We start from the raw sequence: 16,245 nt of genomic DNA on the forward strand, positions 1-16,245 counted from the left end.
CGACCGGATTCGTGGCCGCGAGAAGCGCCCAGAGAATACGATCCCCACTGAACACTTCAAGGGGGGGAGCTGCCCGCTGGCGGGAACAGCTGACAGTGGAATGGAAGTCGCATGAACACCATCGCGCGCGCGGACAGCGCCGAACGGTCCGAGATCATCCAACAGGCGAACAGTCTCTGGCGACGCGCCGGAGTCCGCGGGGCGGATCGCAGGACGCTGATTTCGGAACTCGAGGCCGAACTCCGCGGCGCCGATCGAGACGGTCATGGTTTCCCGGCGGTCCCGGATCCGGTGAGTGAGCAGATGCTCCAGGAGCGGGCGATCGAGCGGGGTATGTGCGGTCGCGCTATGCGGCTGGAATTGGCTGTTCCAGCCGCTCTTCTGGGCCTCGTGGCTGGTCTGGTAATTCCTTCGCTTGTGCTCTGGCTCGTGCTCTCGCTTTCGCTCTCGCCTCTATCGGCGATCCAGATGGGACAGTACGAAGAGATGGCGAATGCCTCGTCCGGGATCCTGGGGTATCTGGGCGCGCTGCTGTTCGTGTGGCGTTTCCTTCACAACTTCGGGGATCCTCGCGCAACGTCGACCGTGCGGTGGCTGGCTGTGCTGCTTCCGATTGGTGCCGCGTTCAGTGCAGGCGCGGTGGTTGTCATCGTGCGGACGACGAACTTCTTCGTGTCTCTCACGGCATACTTCGTCGGTGTAGGGCCGTCGTCGGAGTTGTGGTGGTCGGTATCGGGCTGACTGTTGGGATCGCTCGGTTCGTTGCGGTCAGGAACCCAAGCGATACCGAGCCCAATCGCATCTAAGGTCTCGACATGCCCACCACTCAGCTCCTCGAATCGCTCCCGGCGCCCCGCGGAAATACGGCGCCGCAGCATCGTGCTGGCCGCGCTCGACGCAGTCATGACCACAGGCTCTCCCAAGTACATGTATCGCCCCGGCTGGCGCGATGATGAGTCTCTGGCATCGATGGCCAACGGCGCCGGCGACGAATATTCAATCGTCTTCGGTCCCCACGGAACCTATATACGGGGATTCGACCATGAGTCAGAGATGAACACCTACGACCGGGCTGACGCTGCTCTCTGGCCGGGGCTCACCGACCACCTGCCCGCTGTATTCCGTTCCTACATCAACGATTTCACCCTCGATGACGTGCCGACGATGACGGTGTGCCTGTGGTGGGCGGTGGGCGACTCGTCGTGGAACTGCTCGGACTTCACCTATCCCGATGGGGATGTCTACTCGGATGGGGCCTCGTGGATGTTCGGGGCATTGACTGACTGGACCCTGGAGGACTTCCTCGACCACGCGACCTACTACGGGTGCGAGTTGAGTCCGGCCATCGCGCAACACCTCATGTCGTCGCTCCCGCTCACCGAGGAGCATATTGCCGCACTGAATCCCACGGCGGACGCCACCGGAGTCCTTGCCCAGGTCGCGGCCCTCGGGTATCCGGTGCAACCTTCATAGTCGTCAACTGGGTTCGCGCGGGACCAGGTGACGGTCGTCCCGACAGTTACCGTGAGTGACTGGGGGCAATCCGAACTTCGCTCGAGTCGACGCGGGTCTTGACACAGTGTCAGTCACGGCGTTTGACTGGGACGCAAGCTAGTTGCCTCGCCCGATGGTGTTCTGGGAGGTTGCCGTATGCGCGGCATAGGATTCGCGGGTTCGGGGCATCGACGCGGAGCAACCCCCGCCGCAGCACCACCTCGGTGCTGGCACTGGTTGGAGTGTGCCTTCTCTCCCTGGCGGCTACCCAGACAGCGAGCGGCGAACCAGCGGCAGACGCCGTCGACACCGGGTTCGCGATCCCCTTCTCCGGGGCGCCCGGCTACGAGCACCTCGCACCGACGCAGATGACCAGTCCGGGTCAGCTCAACCAGCCCCTCGGTCAGCAAGCGGCGGACGAGATTGCCGGCCAGATCGGGCTCAACAGGGCCGACGCCTTATCCGAGCAGCAGTATCGCGACCTCACTTCCGGCGGTGGAGTCGGCGGCAGCTTGGAAGATGCCGAGGTGATCAATGCATGCGTCCAGATCCTGACCAATACGAACGGCCGCCCCGTCTATTCCAACGTCGACGGCAACTCCACACCGTCGGTTCTTGCCAGCTACGGGCTTTACGTGAACCCCAGCGGACTGCTGGAGAGCCCGGCCAATGCGGACGCGCCGACGAGGCAGGTGAACCCTCTGCTCGCTCCCGGCGGGTTTGTGGGCACATGGATGCGGAACAACGGTGCGACCCAGACCCTGATAGCGCTCTACCAGTCGGCATACACGGTACAAGCGGTCTATGGCTTTGCATCGCAACAGATTTCGGGCGCAGCTCAACTGGTCGCCAACACCAAGGGGGTGTGAGTTCGGAGGTGGGCATGTCGATGGCGCCGCCGCTCTGGATAGTGAACTTCGCCCTGCTCTACATATTGAATCCGTCCCTGGCGGCCGCGATGCCTGCCCACTGGGCTCCCATTCCTTCGGCGGTTGCCGACGCCGTGAGGTCGAGCCCCACCGGCCAGGTTCCTTTCAGCGACTATGCGTCTTACTTTCAGTGATCGATCACGGAGCCCCAGGCCGCACACAGCGGCGACCGTTGGGGCCATCCTGACTTCGGAAACTTCACCAGCGGGTGACGCTACGTCGACCTGATGGAACGGCTGATCGCGCCGGAGGCCGCCGGCCTGCGCGGCCGACGCGACGGCACCGACCAGCCGGCCGAGTCGCGTTGTATTCGATTCGTGTCGACGCCAGGCCGCGCACGGTTCATGCGGGAACACATCCCAGTGATCCCAATCACGGGGATGCCATTAATGTGACCGAGTCGAGCAATGTGAAGCAATGGGCGAGCGAGTCGAGGCGGGGTGGCGATGGACGCGGATGTGATCGTCGTAGGCGGCGGCACCAGCGGTGCGGTTTTGGCCGCGCGGCTGTCTGAGGACCCGGATCGGCGCGTCCTGCTGCTGGAGCAGGGCCCGGACGATGCGGCGTACGACGACTCCGTTCTGCGGCCAGCCGCGGCGGGGACGTATGGGCCGGAACGCCTTTCGCTCGGTCGTTCCCGATGCAGGCCGGTCACACCACGGTCCAGATGGTGCGCGGGCGCGTCCTGGGCGGCACCTCGGCCGTGAACTACCTCGCCACGATGCGTGGTCAGCCGGCCGACTACGACGCGTGGGCCGCGCGGGGGCTCGACGGGTGGAGCTGGCCCGACGTCCTTGCGACGTTCCGGGCCATGGAGAACGATCTGGACTGCGGCCGATCGGAGCTGCACGGCTCCGACGGGCCACTCGTCGTACGCCGCTCCACGCCCGACCAACAGACAGAATCTCAGCGGGCGTTCCTCGCGGGACTGCGGGAACTCGACGTGCCGTGGGCCGACGACGTCAACAACCCCGGGCAGCTCCCTGGCGTCGGGATCTTCCCGCTGACGGTGTCCGAGGACGGCGAGCGGCTGACCGTGAGCCAGGCTTACCTGACCAGGGAGGTCCGGTCGCGACCGAACCTGACCATCGAGACCGGGATCACTGTCGACCGGGTCATCGTCGAGGAGGGACGGGCGACCCGCGTCCTCACCGCTGATGGCCGGGAACTGTCCGCCGGCGAGATCATCGTCAGCGCCGGCGCAACCGGGTCACCCGCACTACTGCAGCGGTCGGGCATCGGCCCGAAGGATCTGCTCGACGGCCTCGGTATCCCCGTCGTCGCCGACATCCCCGGGGTCGGGGCGAACCTGCAGGATCACCTCGGCTTCCCACTTCTCTACCACCACGCGGGCGGCGGGCCGCTGCGCGGCGGTCCGGTCCAGCCGGTGTGGGTGGGCCGGACGCCGCAGTCCGACACGATCGACTTCCACGTTCTGAACCTGCCGATCGGCGAACCGACCGCCGACGGCGCGTACTTTTCGGTCGTCCCGTACCTGCTCGATGTCACCGGGCGGGGAACGGTTCGGATCTCCTCGGTCGATCCTGACGCCGAGCCGGGTGTGGCGATGCCGGTGCTGGCAGCGCACGACCTGGAACGCCTCGACTGGATCCTGGGTCGCATCGCCGCGCTGGAGTCGGCCGGGCCGTTCGCGGAACTCGGCGCCACCCGCGTCCAACCGATGACCGACCTGAGCGTCGACGGCGTCGCGGCCGGCCTGGTCGACGGCGGCGTGATCAGCTACGCACACCTGGGCGGTACGTGCGCGATGGGTCCAGACGGAGACCCGAACGCCGTCCTGGACGCACGATGCCGCGTGCGCGGGGTCGAGGGCCTGCGGGTCGTGGACGCCTCGGCGATGCCAGTGCTGCCTGCGGGCAACACGTACCTCGGCTGCGTGATGATGGCCGAACGTGCCGCGCAGCTGATCTGAGGTCTTATGTGGTGGTGGGTGTGCGTTCGGGTGTCCAGCGGATAGAACTAAGCGGAATCACGGCGCCGGAGGAATATGTCCAGTGCGGCTCCGACATTCTCGCGCACGAAGCCCTCTTGCTCCGCTGCGATCACGGAGCGCATCGTCTCGAGTTCGCGCTCGGCGCCGGGCAGGTCGAACACCGCGCAGCCGGCAGCGTTGCGGACATCCCAACAACGCCACACCGGCGACGCCCGCCAGGCCCGCGTCGTCCGTCCGTGCCAGGTGGATCAGCGCTCCGCGGCATCTCTCGGCAAGGGAGTCGTCATCGATCCGAAGGATCGCGAAGACCCCCACCGCTTCGATCCTCACCAAGTCGTCTTCTGACACATCAGCCGCTACCGCGAGCAGAAATGGGGCCAGCAGGGGTCCGTCGCCATCCTCGGGAACGAATGTTCGCAGTGCGGAGAAACGCCTATCCGCGCTCCACTGCGCGAAGTTGCTGACCAAGTCACGTGCGGCTGCTGATTCGGAACTCATGAAGCTCTCGACTCACCAGCCCTTGACCGCGGTCCCATCCCACCGTGGATCGGCCAACAGCTCCGGTGCCGGACCGACGAAGGCGCGCGCGGCGTCGGTGTCGCCGGTGAGGGTGAAGCGCAGCCACGCGGTGAGGTAACCGCGAAATCCACCGCCGTCGGTGGGCCAGTTGTGCCCCACCCCGAGCAGTCGGCCGCGGGCCGCGGGCCCCGGGCTCACGGCGTGATAGGCGGCCTGCGGTATGGCCGTCGAGACCGGATCCTCGGCCCCGGTCAGGTAGAACACCGGACCGGTCAGCCGAGCCACGTCGATCTCGTCGACGGGACGGGTGGCCCACCAGGGATCGGGCAGGTCGAGCACGGCCGTGGAGGTGATGAGCCCGTCGGAGTCGGTGCTGGCATTGATCGATCCCCCGGCGCCCTGCGAATGTCCGACCGCCGCGACGTGAGCGACGTCGATGCGATCGTGAAAGACACTCTCCAGGTTGTCGTTCTGCGCCAGGATGTAGCGCGCTGCCGCCAGGATCTCGGTCCCGTCGCCGGTGACGCTGCTGTCGGCGACCACGACGACGAACCCCCAGGAGGCCAGGTGGCGCAGCAACTCCTCGTACTGCTCGTACGTCGCGTGGCTTCCGTTGCCGAAGGTGACCACCGGATGGCGGTCGGGGCTGGTGGCGATGTCGGCGGGGTGGAACACCTGGTATCCCGGCACCGCAACCGATGTGACGGCGTGGGTGCCGGTGGCCGCGAAGCGTTCGCTGACGGAGTGCCCTTCCGGGGCGGCGGGAGCCGCAGGCGCCGCGGCACCTGCCGCGGGAGCCGATGCGAGGGCCGGTGCCGAGAACCCGGACGCCAACGGCATCGCGATCAGCGCCGCGAGGAGCAGTATCCGGGTGCGTCGGGTGGTGGGCAGCAGAGGTCGCCGTATCGTCACGAAAACGCATCCTAGCCAGCGTCGGCGCGTGCGAACATGGCCGCCATGCCCAATTTCGTCAAACCCCGGCGGAGCGCCCCGGCCACCAGCACCCCGGCTCCGAACGCCGAGACCCTGCCCCGCGTGTGTGTGATCGGTGCGGGAGCCTCGGGCATCGCCGCGGCCAAGGCGCTCCACGTCGCGGGAATCCCGTTCGACTGCTTCGAGCAGGGCAGCGTGATCGGCGGCAACTGGGTCTACGACAACCCGAACGGGGTGTCCGCCTGCTACGAGACATTGGAGATCAACACATCCTGCCCGCGGATGGCGTTCTCGGACTTCCCGATGCCCGCCGACTATCCGCCCTACGCGCGGCACGACCAGGTCCGGGCCTACTTCGAGTCCTACGTAGAGCATTTCGGGTTCAGGCACCGCATCACCTTCGGCACCACCGTCGAGCGGGTCGAGCAAGCCCAGGACGGCACGTGGTCGGTACGCACGACCGGCCCCGCCGGCGAGCGCGTGGAGAGCTACGACGCCGTGCTGGTTGCGAACGGGCACCACTGGGACCCCCGCTGGCCGGACCCCACCCCGGGGACCTTCACCGGCGAGCAGATCCACGCCCACGACTACCGGAGTGCCGACCAGCTCGCCGGCCGCGACGTGGTGGTCGTGGGCATGGGGAACTCGGGTCTCGACATCGCGGTCGAGGCGTCCAAGGTCGCGCGCAGCACCACGCTGGCGGTGCGGCGCAGCCACTGGGTGATGCGCAAGATGCTGCTCGGCAAGCCCGCCGACCGAGTGGCGATGCCGGGCTGGGCACCGGGCTGGGTGATCTCGGCCGGGCTTCGTGTCGCCGCCCTCACTGCCGGTGACCTGACCCGCTACGGGATCCCGCGGCCGACGCATCGGCCCGGTCAAGCGCACCCGGTGCAGTCCGGGCAGATCCGCGCGCGACTACGGGCCGGCGCGATCAGCCCACGCCCGCAGATCGACCGGTTCGAAGGCGACACAATCGTTTTCGCGGATGGGACCAGGTCCCGGGCCGACCTGATCGTGTGGGCCACCGGCTATCGGGTGAGCTTTCCGTTCTTCGATCCGGAGCTCGTCGCCGCGCCCGAGAACGACCTCCCACTGTGGAAGCGAACCGTGCACCCGGATCTTCCCGGCCTGTACTTCGTCGGGCTCCTGCAGCCGCTCGGCGCGGTGATGCCGCTCGCCGAGGCACAGTGCGCGTGGATCGCAGAGACCCTGGCCGGCCGGTACCTACCGCCGCCCGACACCGAGATCCGGTCGCAGATGACGGCCGAGCACGATCGCGCAAAGCGGCGGTTCTACAACTCGCCACGGCACACCATGGAGGTCGACTTCGACCACTACCTCTGGAGCCTCGAGCGGGAGCGCCGGCGCGGTGCCCGCCGCGCCCGGGCCGCGCGCTGACGGTTTTCCTAGGATTGGTGGGTGTCCGACTTGAGTTCAGTTACCACCCGAGCACGGGACCTCGACCGTTCGCAGACCTGTACTTTGCTTGACGCCGCGTACAGCGACGGCCAACTCGGTGTGGACGAGTACGAGGCCCGCACCGCGGCCGCGATGCATGCGGCAACGATCGGTGACCTCAGCAGGCTGACTGCTGACCTGCAGATCCCCGCTCACCTTCTCGAGTTGGCGAGTGCACCCGAGGCCCCGGCCCGCCGCTCCGGCCTGCGGGGGCGTGGACTGGTCGCCGCGGTGGCCGCGGTGGTTCTCCTCGGCGGCTTCGGCTTCGGCTATCTGCTGTTCGGCCGCGCCGCCGGCAGCGATCAGTCGACCAGCGCGTCCGGATCGACCCCTGCTCAACCTGTGGCTTCTGGTGAGCCGGTCGACACCCTGACCGCCGACGGTATCCGCGAGTTCCTGCACCGCTTCGAGCAGGAATTCCGCGACACCACTGCTGACGATGTCGACCTTTACCGTGACGATGCTGTCGTCGTCCGGGTGATTTCCGGTCAGCCGCACCGCTCGCAGCGATGGATGTTCACCGGCGGATTCGAGCCATGGACGGAGCCCACGAACCGGGATCGGGACCAGGCCACAGTCGACCTCGCGCAGCTCGAGGTCGACCGCATCGGCCAACTGATTGCCGACGCTCCCCGTATGGTTGGCCTGCCCAGCGGCCGCATTGATCGAGTAGGGATCCGCGCCTCCAACGCCGAGCCTCGCGTCACGGTGTACGTGAAGGAGGGCGACGCCTACAAGGGATGGGTGACAGCGACACTCCGCGGCGAGATCCGCGACGTCCAGGCCGCCTGACTGCGCCCGGACCATGCCTTCCACGTTGCCTGCGGGCACCGACATCGTGGCCGAGACCGAGGTCAAACACTCCCGGTTCATCGCGGTTCTGCGGCGCGTCGACCGAGCAACCGAGGCGCAGGACTTCCTCGACGAGCAGCGACGCCGGTATCCCGATGCGCGGCATCACTGTTGGGCCTACATCGCCGGAGACGAGCCCTCGGAGCGGGCCGAACGTGCGGGGGACGACGGGGAACCCGCCGGAACCGCCGGGGTACCGATGCTGCAGGTAATGCGCACCCGGGACCTGGTCGACGTCGCAGTGGTGGTGACGCGGTACTTCGGCGGTGTCAAACTCGGCGCAGGTGGGCTCGTGCGTGCGTACTCGGGGCGGTGGCAGCGGTGGTCGACGCGGCGCCACTGGTCGGCCGCGAACGCCTCGAGCTGCTGACGCTCGAGATCGGTCATGACACCGCCGGCAGGGTGGAGGCCGAACTGCGCGGTCGCGGAGTCGCCGTCGTCGACACCGCCTACGGCGCGGCTGCCACCCTCACCCTCGCCACCCGGGACCCCGCGCGGTTGGCCGACACGGTCGCTGAAATCACCGCCGGCGCAGGCGAGCTCGTCCCGGCGGGTGCGCGGTGGGTGGATGTGTGAGCAGGCCGCGGCAAGGCGTCTGATCGAGACCAGGTCGTTCGGGTCGCGCGTGATCTACGAGCGCCACCGGCGCGTTCGCGATGACTCGGACTGACACCTCCGACGGCTCCCGAGACGATGCTCAGGGCGCCGCGAGGTAGTTTTCTCACCTTTCAAGGTGATCAAGTACCTCACGGAGACGCGGCAAAGTAACCTTCCATCCCCGCTCCAAGGCATTGCGTGCCATTCTCTGCCGTCGGTCGTCGATATCAAATCCTGTTTGCGTCAACAGAAATCGCGTGCCATGGCCCTGTCGCCGGATCCTCCAGTCAACGATCCACCGCGCAGGATGCTCAGCTCGCAGATCGACCCAACTCAGGGTCAACTGCTCATCTGGCCGAGCCGTCAGGACTTCGCAGGCGATCTCGGCGGTCGGCTGACCCGGTACTGCGAAAGTGAAATGCGTACCGACAGAAGCGGCGAGCCCGATTGGTCGCATCAACCATCGCTCTAGCAGAGCTTGTTCTGTCAGAGCACGCCAAACGGCGTCCGGTGAATACGGGAAGAAACTGCCGATCTCGACCGCTGCGGGATCCAACTCTGCATCAGCTATCACCGGCGCACCTCCTCAACGAATCCAAATATGATCGCCGCGACGGGCTTGACGCGGCGGGTCGCTCCCTGCTCGACCGCTTTTGATCGACCTTCGTCTTCAGCCCGGCCACACGTGAAACGGGCCCTCGCTGTTGGTCAGTTCGTCGCGGGATCCCAGAAATAGAGCTGACTCGCAAATGCGCCGATCAAGAACCCTGAGGGCGGGTTGAGGGCGTGCCTTCTTCCTTGTGGATCGAGCTGGTGCACAGCGGTCATTCCGTGGAAGGAGACGCAGTGGATGTTGTGGGATCCGAAGGGGCTGAACGCAACCTTGTTGATGCCATTCCATGCGTCGAGTGCCCATGGCACCCGGAATTGGTCGCTGCACGGGTACTCGCGTAAGCCGATATCTTGCGCCGCTGCGTTGGGCGCCAAGACGGTTCCGAGGCCGACTGCCAGTGCACAGGCCGCGACGAGCATTGTGCGGTTCATCTCGAATTGCCTCCCCCAGCAATAGGTGATCGACAATTTGTCTATACGGGCCGGCGGGTGCCGCGTTACAGGTCAGCCTGGCGTGGCCGGCCCAGGTTGATGCCGCTCCTTATGGCTGCAACTCGGTCCGGTTGTCGTCACCGCCGGCGTGGTGGCGTTGGCGATCCCCGGCACGTACCGAACCGTGGTCAGCCGGACACACGACTGGCGGTTCAGAAGCGCGAACGCGCGCGCCTTCCGCTCAACTTCGCGGACAAGTGCCCGGCTGAATAGAGAAACGTCCTAGGTTGGGTGGATGTCGATGACGTGGCCGCAAATACGAGGTTTGAACTACAGCACGATGGGGCGGTCCGTCCGCGCCGACATGTGGTGCGACGACACCTTCACGGGGCGGGTGTGGTTCTTGCCGCCCGCGACGTGGCGTATCGAGGACGCAGCCGGCGAAGCGACCTACATCGAGAACGACACTGATGAGTACCGCCTCGCCGACGACGGAGTGATGGTCCACACGGCCAAATCTCCGAATCGGTTTGTCATGACCAGCGGTGCCGCGCCATGGCAACTCCTGAAGGCGTATGCCATGTGGCCACTGGAAGATTCAGGGACGGAGCAGCGGCTGGTCCCGACGAGTCTGCCCCGTCCAGTGGAGGTCCGCGGCCGCGCAGGCTGGCAGGTCCAGTTCGCCGATGCTACGCCAGGTGGTGAGGTGACCTACGTGATCGACGCAGAACTGGGCATCGCCCTGTCGAGGTCCATAGGTTCGCAGGTGATGGATCTGGCGAAACCCCATTTCGATGAGGACTTCGATCCGGCGTTGTTCACCTGGATCGGCCCGGTCCGGGAGGAAGAGGATCGGTTCGTCACCCCCGCTCAGCGAGAGTATGAAGCGAAGGCACGGGCGCTAGCGCAGATGCCGCGGCCGCAGGTCGCCTGGTTGCCGCGGACCATCGAGGTCCAACCGGTTGACGGTGATCCACGAACCGGGGCCATGGATCTGCAGGTGACGGCTCAGTACAGCTACCTCACTCTGCGCCAATGGGTCACCGAGATCGGCGAGCCCGAGATCACCTGGATGCAAGGGCAGACACCGTTGCGTCACCGCGAAGCAGTCGGTCCGTGGACGTTTGAGATCCGCAGCCACAACCTGATCGACTCCGACGACTGCGCACGAATCATCGGCTCGATCGTTCTGGCTGACCCGCCGGCCGCCACCGCCGCGCAGATCCGCGAGATGCTCGACCGTGACACAGCCGAACGGGCCGACGCCGAACTCAGTGAGATGTTGGGGACAGGTCGCCACCTCGACGACTACCTCGGCGATCGAGGCGGGGATTCATTGTTCATCCGAACCGATTTCAGCGACGGCGCCGCCTGGCGCGAGGTGGCCGCCGCGGCGATGGCGGCCGGCGAGGGCGACGAAACCGAATTCATGGCGTGCCTGACCTGTATCGACAACCCTGCGAACGACGGCCTGTCGATCTCAGATCTGCTCGAACGGATCGGTGACAGGCCCCCGTACTACGTGTTCATCGCAGACACCACCACGATCACCGACCCCGAACATCCGATCCTCGCCGTGGACACCGGACCCGCGCACTCAGGTCATGGCAGAGGCCAGACCGTGAGGGTGATCCCCTCACAGATGTGGTCCATCGAGAACAACCTCTCCCTCGCCAACATGGACTTCGAGGACTTCGCCGATTCTGCCGGCCCCGACGGGGTCTATCGCGGATTCTCCTGAACGAGCAAACGGCTGTGCGGGCCTCTGATCTCGATGGGGCGTGGCTCCGCTATGAGCCCTGGCTGTTGTCGACGACTTCCCAGAACAAGGCGCCATTTTCGATGACTGGCACCCAATATCCGATTGGGAGGGAGTCGGTGATGCAGGTTCGGACTCCAGCGAGCATTGCGCTGATGGATGACCAGGCGGGCCCGTGGCTGTCTGCGGAGTACTTGTCGAATTCGCGTACGCAGCCGTGGTGTTCACCCGGGCGGGTGTCGCAGAAGTACGCGTATGCGTCTAGTTCGGCGATGGGAATTTAGCTCGGGAGGAACATCATGGCGGTTGAGCCGGCGTTCGGGTGTTCGACGCACACGCCGTCGTATCCGCCACCGTAATAGTCGGTGTCCGCATCTGCGAGCTCGCGCCACACTTCGGCTGACATCGCGTGCCAGTCGGCAACCCCGTCGAGGCTGAGAAGATGCTGCATGGGGAGCAACTCTCCCGAGCCGGCACCCGCCGGAGAATTGTCGATCTGACCGTCATGCAGCGAAAAGAACTCGCGCAGTTCAGATGGCCAAACCGTTCCCGTACGGGCTTCGATTCCGGCTAGCGCCTCGGGCGAGGCGGGTGGGCGGAACGAGTTCGCGGTGCTGGGCGCGACCTCTCGAAGGACGTCAAGCAGCCTTGCCCACTCGGCGGCGACAGTCATGAGCGAACCCTACGCATACGGGGCTCCTGACTAGGCATACGAGTCGTGGACGCACCCGCGCCGACCGCCGTGCAGGCAACTCGAGTTGTTCGCGTTGCCCGGTGGTACAGCTCCGACTTGCAGGAATGCGAGCTGGGGAACTCGGCGTGTATGAAGGTGGCGTCGTCTAGCCGCGCAACGTATTTCGCTGGCCGCTGGTACGACATCCCATCCATCAACAAAGGAGTACAACCATGGGTTCTTCGGACGAACAGCTCGGCCAGATCGGCACCATCGCGGGAGTCGGCGCAGTCGGGCTCCTCGCGATCTGGGGTGGCGCCGGCCTCGTTTCGATGTCGTAGCGCTCAGCCGAGTCCGCTATCGGCAGGTCCAGCCCGTTCCAGATCGGGGCGGGCTGGACCGCACGGTGCTGCAAGATCTGGGTCGTGCGTGTGTATCGAGTGGTTGGCGTTCCCCGGCACGCCCTACATTGAGTGGATGGTCCGTGAGGCTGCTGCCACCCATTCGACGGCCGCATCTGTCCCGCGCCGGTTGCGTGTTCTGGGGACGTCCGGGGCCGGCAAGAGTCGGCTCGCGGCGCGAGTATCGGAGGTTCTCGGCGTTCCGCGCCTAGAGCTCGATGCGGTCTTCTGGGACGCTGATTGGACGTATCGCGATCTCGACGAGGCGCGTTCGCTCGTTCGCGGTTTCACGGCCGAGCACCCGAACGGGTGGGTGATCGACGGCAACTGGACGTCGCGTTTGGATGGCTTACTTGACCCGGGCACGCCGGGTGGCGCCGACGCGATCGTATGGCTCGATCACCCCCGGCCGATCGTGATGGGCAGGGTTGTCCGGCGCACGCTTCGGCGCGGTCTCTTGCGCGAGGAGCTGTGGCACGGCAACCGTGAGAGTCCGCTGTCGTGGGTTAAGCGCAATCCGCAGGACAACATCATTCTCTGGGCATGGACACAGCACGCTGTCACTCGGCAGCTGATGGCAGCGCGAGTCGCGTCGGGGTGGCCAGTGATTCGGCTTGCCCGGCAGCGTGAGGTCGATGCGTGGCTCAGGTCGCTGGGCGGGCGTCACCTCGACATGTGACGACAGGGGTTGACGCGCGTTGTTCAGGCCTGGCCGTCTCACGCAGGTAGCGGACATCGCCTTCGGCCACCGGCATGTGGGGAGAGCAGCCGCCGCTGGCGGGCAGCAGCCGCGGATAGTCGGCGATGACGACGCGGGCGTGTGGTGTCTTGGCCTGGATGTCGTGTAGCGCGGTGAACAGCGCGGCTGCCGGTATGTTATTGTTCTAGAACACTAGAACACTAGAACACTAGAACGTATTGGGGTGGGGCGTGGCCATGTCACCAATGGGCGACCCTGGGTTGTCCGGCAGGTTCGGCCGATTCGGAGGGCGATACGTCCCCGAGGCGCTCGCGCCGGCATGCCGCGCGGTCGAAGCAGGGTTCCGCAATGCGTGGGCTGACCCGGAGTTCCGGGCGGAACTCAGTCGACTCCTGGCCGAGTACTGCGGGCGACCGACGCCCGTCACGCGGGCACTACGGCTCTCCGAGGCGCTCGGTGTCCGCGTCCTGCTCAAGCGCGAGGACCTCAACCACACCGGCAGTCACAAGCTCAACAATGCTCTGGGCCAAGCACTCCTGGCCCGCAGGATGGGCAAACGCGAACTCATGGCGGAAACCGGCGCCGGTCAGCACGGCGTCGCCACGGCAACGGCCGCTGCACTGCTCGGCATGAAGTGCACCGTGTACATGGGCGAGGTCGACATGGCCCGGCAGGAGCTCAACGTCTACCGGATGGAGACGCTCGGCGCGCAGGTGATTCCGGTTCGAACCGGTGCAAGGACGCTGAAGGATGCCACCAGCGAGGCCTTTCGGCATTGGGTCACTCGGGCGGACGAGAGCCACTACTGCCTGGGCTCGGTGCTTGGGCCGCACCCCTATCCGTGGATCGTTCGCGAGTTCCAGTCCGTGATCGGGATCGAGGCGGCGGCGCAGTGCGCGCAACTGCTCGCCGGCGGAGTCCCCGACGTCGTCGTTGCGTGCGTCGGTGGGGATCCAACGCGGCGGGAACGTTCGCCGGGTTCGCCTCGTCGCAGGCGCGACTCGTCGGTGTCGAGGGTGCGGGTGGCGCCGGCGCCACCAACGGCACCCTGGGTGTGCTGCACGGCTCGATGTCGTTGTATCTGCAGGACGATGCGGGCCAGGTGCTCGAAGCGCATTCCGTCGCTGCCGGTCTCGACTATCCGGGGTTGGGGCCCGAGCACGCCCACCTCGCCGAGCTCGGTCGCGCGGACTACGTGACCGTCACCGACGAGCAGGTCCTCGACGCGGCCGGGCAGCTCGCGCGACTCGAAGGAATCTTCCCGGCCCTGGAGTCCGCGCACGCGCTCGCCTGGGTCGCGCAGGCCGCCAGCGACCGACAGTTCGCCCCCGACTCCACCGTCCTGGTCACGGTGTCCGGCCGCGGCGACAAGGATGCCGAACAAGTCAGGAGACTCGACCGTGAACGTGCTTGAGACGACGCTTCGCAAGGTCCGCGACAGCGGCTCCACATGCCTGATCGGCTATGTCATGGGCGGGATCCGCGAGGATTGGACCGATCTCGTGCAGGCCATGATCGACGGGGGTGCCGACGCCGTCGAGATCGGACTCCCGTTCTCGGACCCGATGCTGGACGGAGCAATCATCCAGCGCGCCTCCCTCGCCGCGCTGCAGCGGGGTGCGCAGGTGGAACGAATCCTGGACGAACTCCCGGGCGTGTCCGTGCCGCTGATCGCCATGACCTACAGCAACCACCTGGTCTCGCGCGGCGTCCCGAACTACCTGGATGCGATCGCTGCCGCCGGCATCAGTGGGTCCATTGTCGCGGATCTGCCGTTCGAGGAATCGGCGGACTATCTCACGGCGGCCCACGCCGCGGGGGTGGCCCCGGTGCTCATGGCGGCCCCGTCGACTCCGGCTGACACGGCGCAGCAAATCGCCCGGGCCAGTGGCGGATTCGTCTACTCGATGGGCGCGATGGCGCCGACCGGGCCGCACCGGACCACGGACGAGGGCGGGTGGGAGTTCGCCCGACGCCTCCGGTCGGCGGACGGTCTGCCGGTTGTGATCGGGTTCGGAATCGACTCACCCGAGCGCGCGGCACGAGCCGCTCGGCACTCCGACGGCGTGGTCGTCGCCTCGGCGCTGATGGACCCGGTGCTCGACGGTGCGAGCGCGGCGTCGATCATGGGAACCGTCCAAGACTTCCGCCAACGACTCGACGAGGCAGCAATTCCGTGACCAGGCAATCTCGACTGCCCAAGTACCTGGCGATCTACGACGACCTGCGGGCCAGGATTGACACCGGCGAATGGCAGTCCGACGATGCCTTGCCCGCGCAGCGTGAACTCGCGGCGTCCTACGGTGTCACGATCATGACCCTCCGGCAGGCGCTGCAACTGCTGGAGAACGACGGGCTGATCGAAACGCGTCCGGGAGCGGGCACCTTCCCGGCGAACAAGCGGTACACCTACAACCTGCTCCACCTATCGGGATTCGCAGACGATCTCAGGGCACAGGGCGCCAACGTCGAGACGCACATTCTCGGCTCCACATGGGAGATTCCGCCGCCCGAGGTCGCCCGTTCCCTGCACCTCGGGCCCGCAGAGCAGGCGCTCGTGGTCACGCGCCACCGCGTGATCGACACGCATCCCTCCGTGCTCCAGTACTCCTACATCCCGCGGGAAATGGGCATCGCCCCGGATGAGCTGGTCGACGCGTCGCTGTATCAGGTTCTCGCACAACACGGTTACCCGGTCGCCTCGGCCGACGAGTCGATCACCGTCACCGCGCTCGGTGCTGCCGAAGCCGAACTGCTGGCGCGCCCGGAGCAGAGCCCGGCGATGCTCAGTCGCCGGACGAACGTCACCGAGGACGGCACCCCGGTCCTTCACGACACCGCCCTGATCCCGTCCGACATCGCAGAGATCCACATCGACCGCGGGCCCCAGCAGCTTCGCGTCACCTATCGGATCAACGACCGGCGCACCTGA

The 16,245-nt window shown here is 66.4% G+C and carries 14 protein-coding genes and 4 pseudogenes; 14 read left to right on the plus strand and 4 right to left on the minus strand.

Annotation, left to right across the window (positions count from 1 at the left end; genetic code table 11):
- Positions 1-111: 111 nt before the first annotated feature.
- From BTZ20_RS03110 to BTZ20_RS28855, 5 genes and pseudogenes are all read left to right on the plus strand, one after another.
- The gene (locus BTZ20_RS03110) at positions 112-741 is read left to right on the plus strand and encodes a hypothetical protein (RefSeq protein WP_077040344.1); all 630 of its coding nucleotides are present in this window, start codon (positions 112-114) and stop codon (positions 739-741) included.
- Positions 742-879: 138 nt separating this feature from the next.
- Positions 880-1,473 (plus strand): hypothetical protein, encoded by a 594-nt coding sequence (locus BTZ20_RS03115; RefSeq protein WP_145982179.1) that lies wholly within the window; start codon positions 880-882, stop codon positions 1,471-1,473.
- 177 nt (positions 1,474-1,650) lie between these two features.
- Positions 1,651-2,557 (plus strand): annotated as a pseudogene (locus tag BTZ20_RS03120) (hypothetical protein).
- 312 nt (positions 2,558-2,869) lie between these two features.
- Positions 2,870-3,130, plus strand: coding sequence for an NAD(P)-binding protein (locus BTZ20_RS28850; RefSeq protein ID WP_077040346.1), 261 nt, complete (start codon positions 2,870-2,872; stop codon positions 3,128-3,130).
- Positions 3,064-4,356 (plus strand): GMC family oxidoreductase, encoded by a 1,293-nt coding sequence (locus BTZ20_RS28855; protein WP_077040347.1) that lies wholly within the window; start codon positions 3,064-3,066, stop codon positions 4,354-4,356. The genes BTZ20_RS28850 and BTZ20_RS28855 overlap by 67 nt, the downstream gene beginning before the upstream one ends.
- Before the next feature lie 531 nt (positions 4,357-4,887).
- Here BTZ20_RS28855 and BTZ20_RS03135 read toward each other — a convergent pair.
- Complete coding sequence (locus BTZ20_RS03135) at positions 4,888-5,808, minus strand: chlorophyllase/cutinase-like alpha/beta fold protein (protein WP_223263600.1); 921 nt, start codon at positions 5,806-5,808, stop codon at positions 4,888-4,890.
- A 45-nt stretch (positions 5,809-5,853) separates the two neighbouring features.
- Here BTZ20_RS03135 and BTZ20_RS03140 point away from each other — a divergent pair, with 45 nt between their 5' ends.
- The 4 genes and pseudogenes from BTZ20_RS03140 to BTZ20_RS03150 all read left to right on the plus strand — a co-directional run bounded on the left by BTZ20_RS03140 (position 5,854) and on the right by BTZ20_RS03150 (position 8,715).
- On the plus strand, positions 5,854-7,227 hold the full coding sequence (locus BTZ20_RS03140) for a flavin-containing monooxygenase (protein WP_077043441.1): 1,374 nt from the start codon (positions 5,854-5,856) through the stop codon (positions 7,225-7,227).
- Positions 7,228-7,248: 21 nt separating this feature from the next.
- Positions 7,249-7,419, plus strand: a pseudogene (locus BTZ20_RS27605) (DUF1707 domain-containing protein); the annotation flags it as partial.
- Positions 7,420-7,518: 99 nt separating this feature from the next.
- Positions 7,519-8,079, plus strand: a complete 561-nt coding sequence (locus tag BTZ20_RS03145; RefSeq protein WP_223263891.1) for a hypothetical protein — start codon at positions 7,519-7,521, stop codon at positions 8,077-8,079.
- Between the two features lie 13 nt (positions 8,080-8,092).
- Positions 8,093-8,715 (plus strand): annotated as a pseudogene (locus tag BTZ20_RS03150) (IMPACT family protein).
- Positions 8,716-8,860: 145 nt separating this feature from the next.
- Here the strand turns inward: BTZ20_RS03150 and BTZ20_RS03155 are convergent.
- Positions 8,861-9,193 (minus strand): SRPBCC family protein, encoded by a 333-nt coding sequence (locus BTZ20_RS03155; protein ID WP_262982581.1) that lies wholly within the window; start codon positions 9,191-9,193, stop codon positions 8,861-8,863.
- Positions 9,194-9,444: 251 nt separating this feature from the next.
- Positions 9,445-9,780 (minus strand): hypothetical protein, encoded by a 336-nt coding sequence (locus tag BTZ20_RS03160; RefSeq protein WP_077040350.1) that lies wholly within the window; start codon positions 9,778-9,780, stop codon positions 9,445-9,447.
- Between the two features lie 295 nt (positions 9,781-10,075).
- Here BTZ20_RS03160 and BTZ20_RS26075 point away from each other — a divergent pair, with 295 nt between their 5' ends.
- Complete coding sequence (locus BTZ20_RS26075; RefSeq protein WP_145982180.1) at positions 10,076-11,521, plus strand: DUF6924 domain-containing protein; 1,446 nt, start codon at positions 10,076-10,078, stop codon at positions 11,519-11,521.
- Positions 11,522-11,819: 298 nt separating this feature from the next.
- On the opposite strand, the gene BTZ20_RS03170 is transcribed toward BTZ20_RS26075, so the two are convergent.
- Positions 11,820-12,212, minus strand: a complete 393-nt coding sequence (locus BTZ20_RS03170; protein ID WP_077040351.1) for an SMI1/KNR4 family protein — start codon at positions 12,210-12,212, stop codon at positions 11,820-11,822.
- A 477-nt stretch (positions 12,213-12,689) separates the two neighbouring features.
- Between BTZ20_RS03170 and BTZ20_RS03175 the strand changes: the two genes are divergently transcribed.
- From BTZ20_RS03175 to BTZ20_RS03190, 4 genes and pseudogenes are all read left to right on the plus strand, one after another.
- The gene (locus tag BTZ20_RS03175) at positions 12,690-13,292 is read left to right on the plus strand and encodes a toxin (RefSeq protein ID WP_077043443.1); all 603 of its coding nucleotides are present in this window, start codon (positions 12,690-12,692) and stop codon (positions 13,290-13,292) included.
- Between the two features lie 266 nt (positions 13,293-13,558).
- A pseudogene (trpB, locus tag BTZ20_RS03180) lies at positions 13,559-14,727 on the plus strand (tryptophan synthase subunit beta).
- Positions 14,714-15,493, plus strand: coding sequence for a tryptophan synthase subunit alpha (trpA, locus tag BTZ20_RS03185; protein WP_223263601.1), 780 nt, complete (start codon positions 14,714-14,716; stop codon positions 15,491-15,493). The pseudogene trpB and the gene trpA overlap by 14 nt, the downstream one beginning before the upstream one ends.
- Positions 15,490-16,245 (plus strand): GntR family transcriptional regulator, encoded by a 756-nt coding sequence (locus BTZ20_RS03190; RefSeq protein WP_083742487.1) that lies wholly within the window; start codon positions 15,490-15,492, stop codon positions 16,243-16,245. Before trpA ends, BTZ20_RS03190 begins: the two co-directional genes overlap by 4 nt.

Origin of the sequence: Rhodococcus sp. MTM3W5.2 (assembly GCF_001984015.1) — a bacterium.
GTDB lineage: Bacteria > Actinomycetota > Actinomycetes > Mycobacteriales > Mycobacteriaceae > Rhodococcus_G > Rhodococcus_G oryzae.

Excerpts from the sequence above, each read along its gene's own strand:
- BTZ20_RS03110 (WP_077040344.1), top strand. The coding sequence starts at position 112 with ATGAACACCATCGCGCGCGCGGACAGCGCCGAACGGTCCGAGATCATC.
- BTZ20_RS28850 (WP_077040346.1), top strand. The coding sequence starts at position 2,870 with ATGGACGCGGATGTGATCGTCGTAGGCGGCGGCACCAGCGGTGCGGTT.
- BTZ20_RS28855 (WP_077040347.1), top strand. The coding sequence starts at position 3,064 with ATGCAGGCCGGTCACACCACGGTCCAGATGGTGCGCGGGCGCGTCCTG.
- BTZ20_RS03140 (WP_077043441.1), top strand. The coding sequence starts at position 5,854 with ATGCCCAATTTCGTCAAACCCCGGCGGAGCGCCCCGGCCACCAGCACC.
- BTZ20_RS03155 (WP_262982581.1), bottom strand. The coding sequence starts at position 9,193 with ATGCGACCAATCGGGCTCGCCGCTTCTGTCGGTACGCATTTCACTTTC.
- BTZ20_RS03160 (WP_077040350.1), bottom strand. The coding sequence starts at position 9,780 with ATGAACCGCACAATGCTCGTCGCGGCCTGTGCACTGGCAGTCGGCCTC.
- BTZ20_RS26075 (WP_145982180.1), top strand. The coding sequence starts at position 10,076 with ATGTCGATGACGTGGCCGCAAATACGAGGTTTGAACTACAGCACGATG.
- BTZ20_RS03170 (WP_077040351.1), bottom strand. The coding sequence starts at position 12,212 with ATGACTGTCGCCGCCGAGTGGGCAAGGCTGCTTGACGTCCTTCGAGAG.
- BTZ20_RS03175 (WP_077043443.1), top strand. The coding sequence starts at position 12,690 with ATGGTCCGTGAGGCTGCTGCCACCCATTCGACGGCCGCATCTGTCCCG.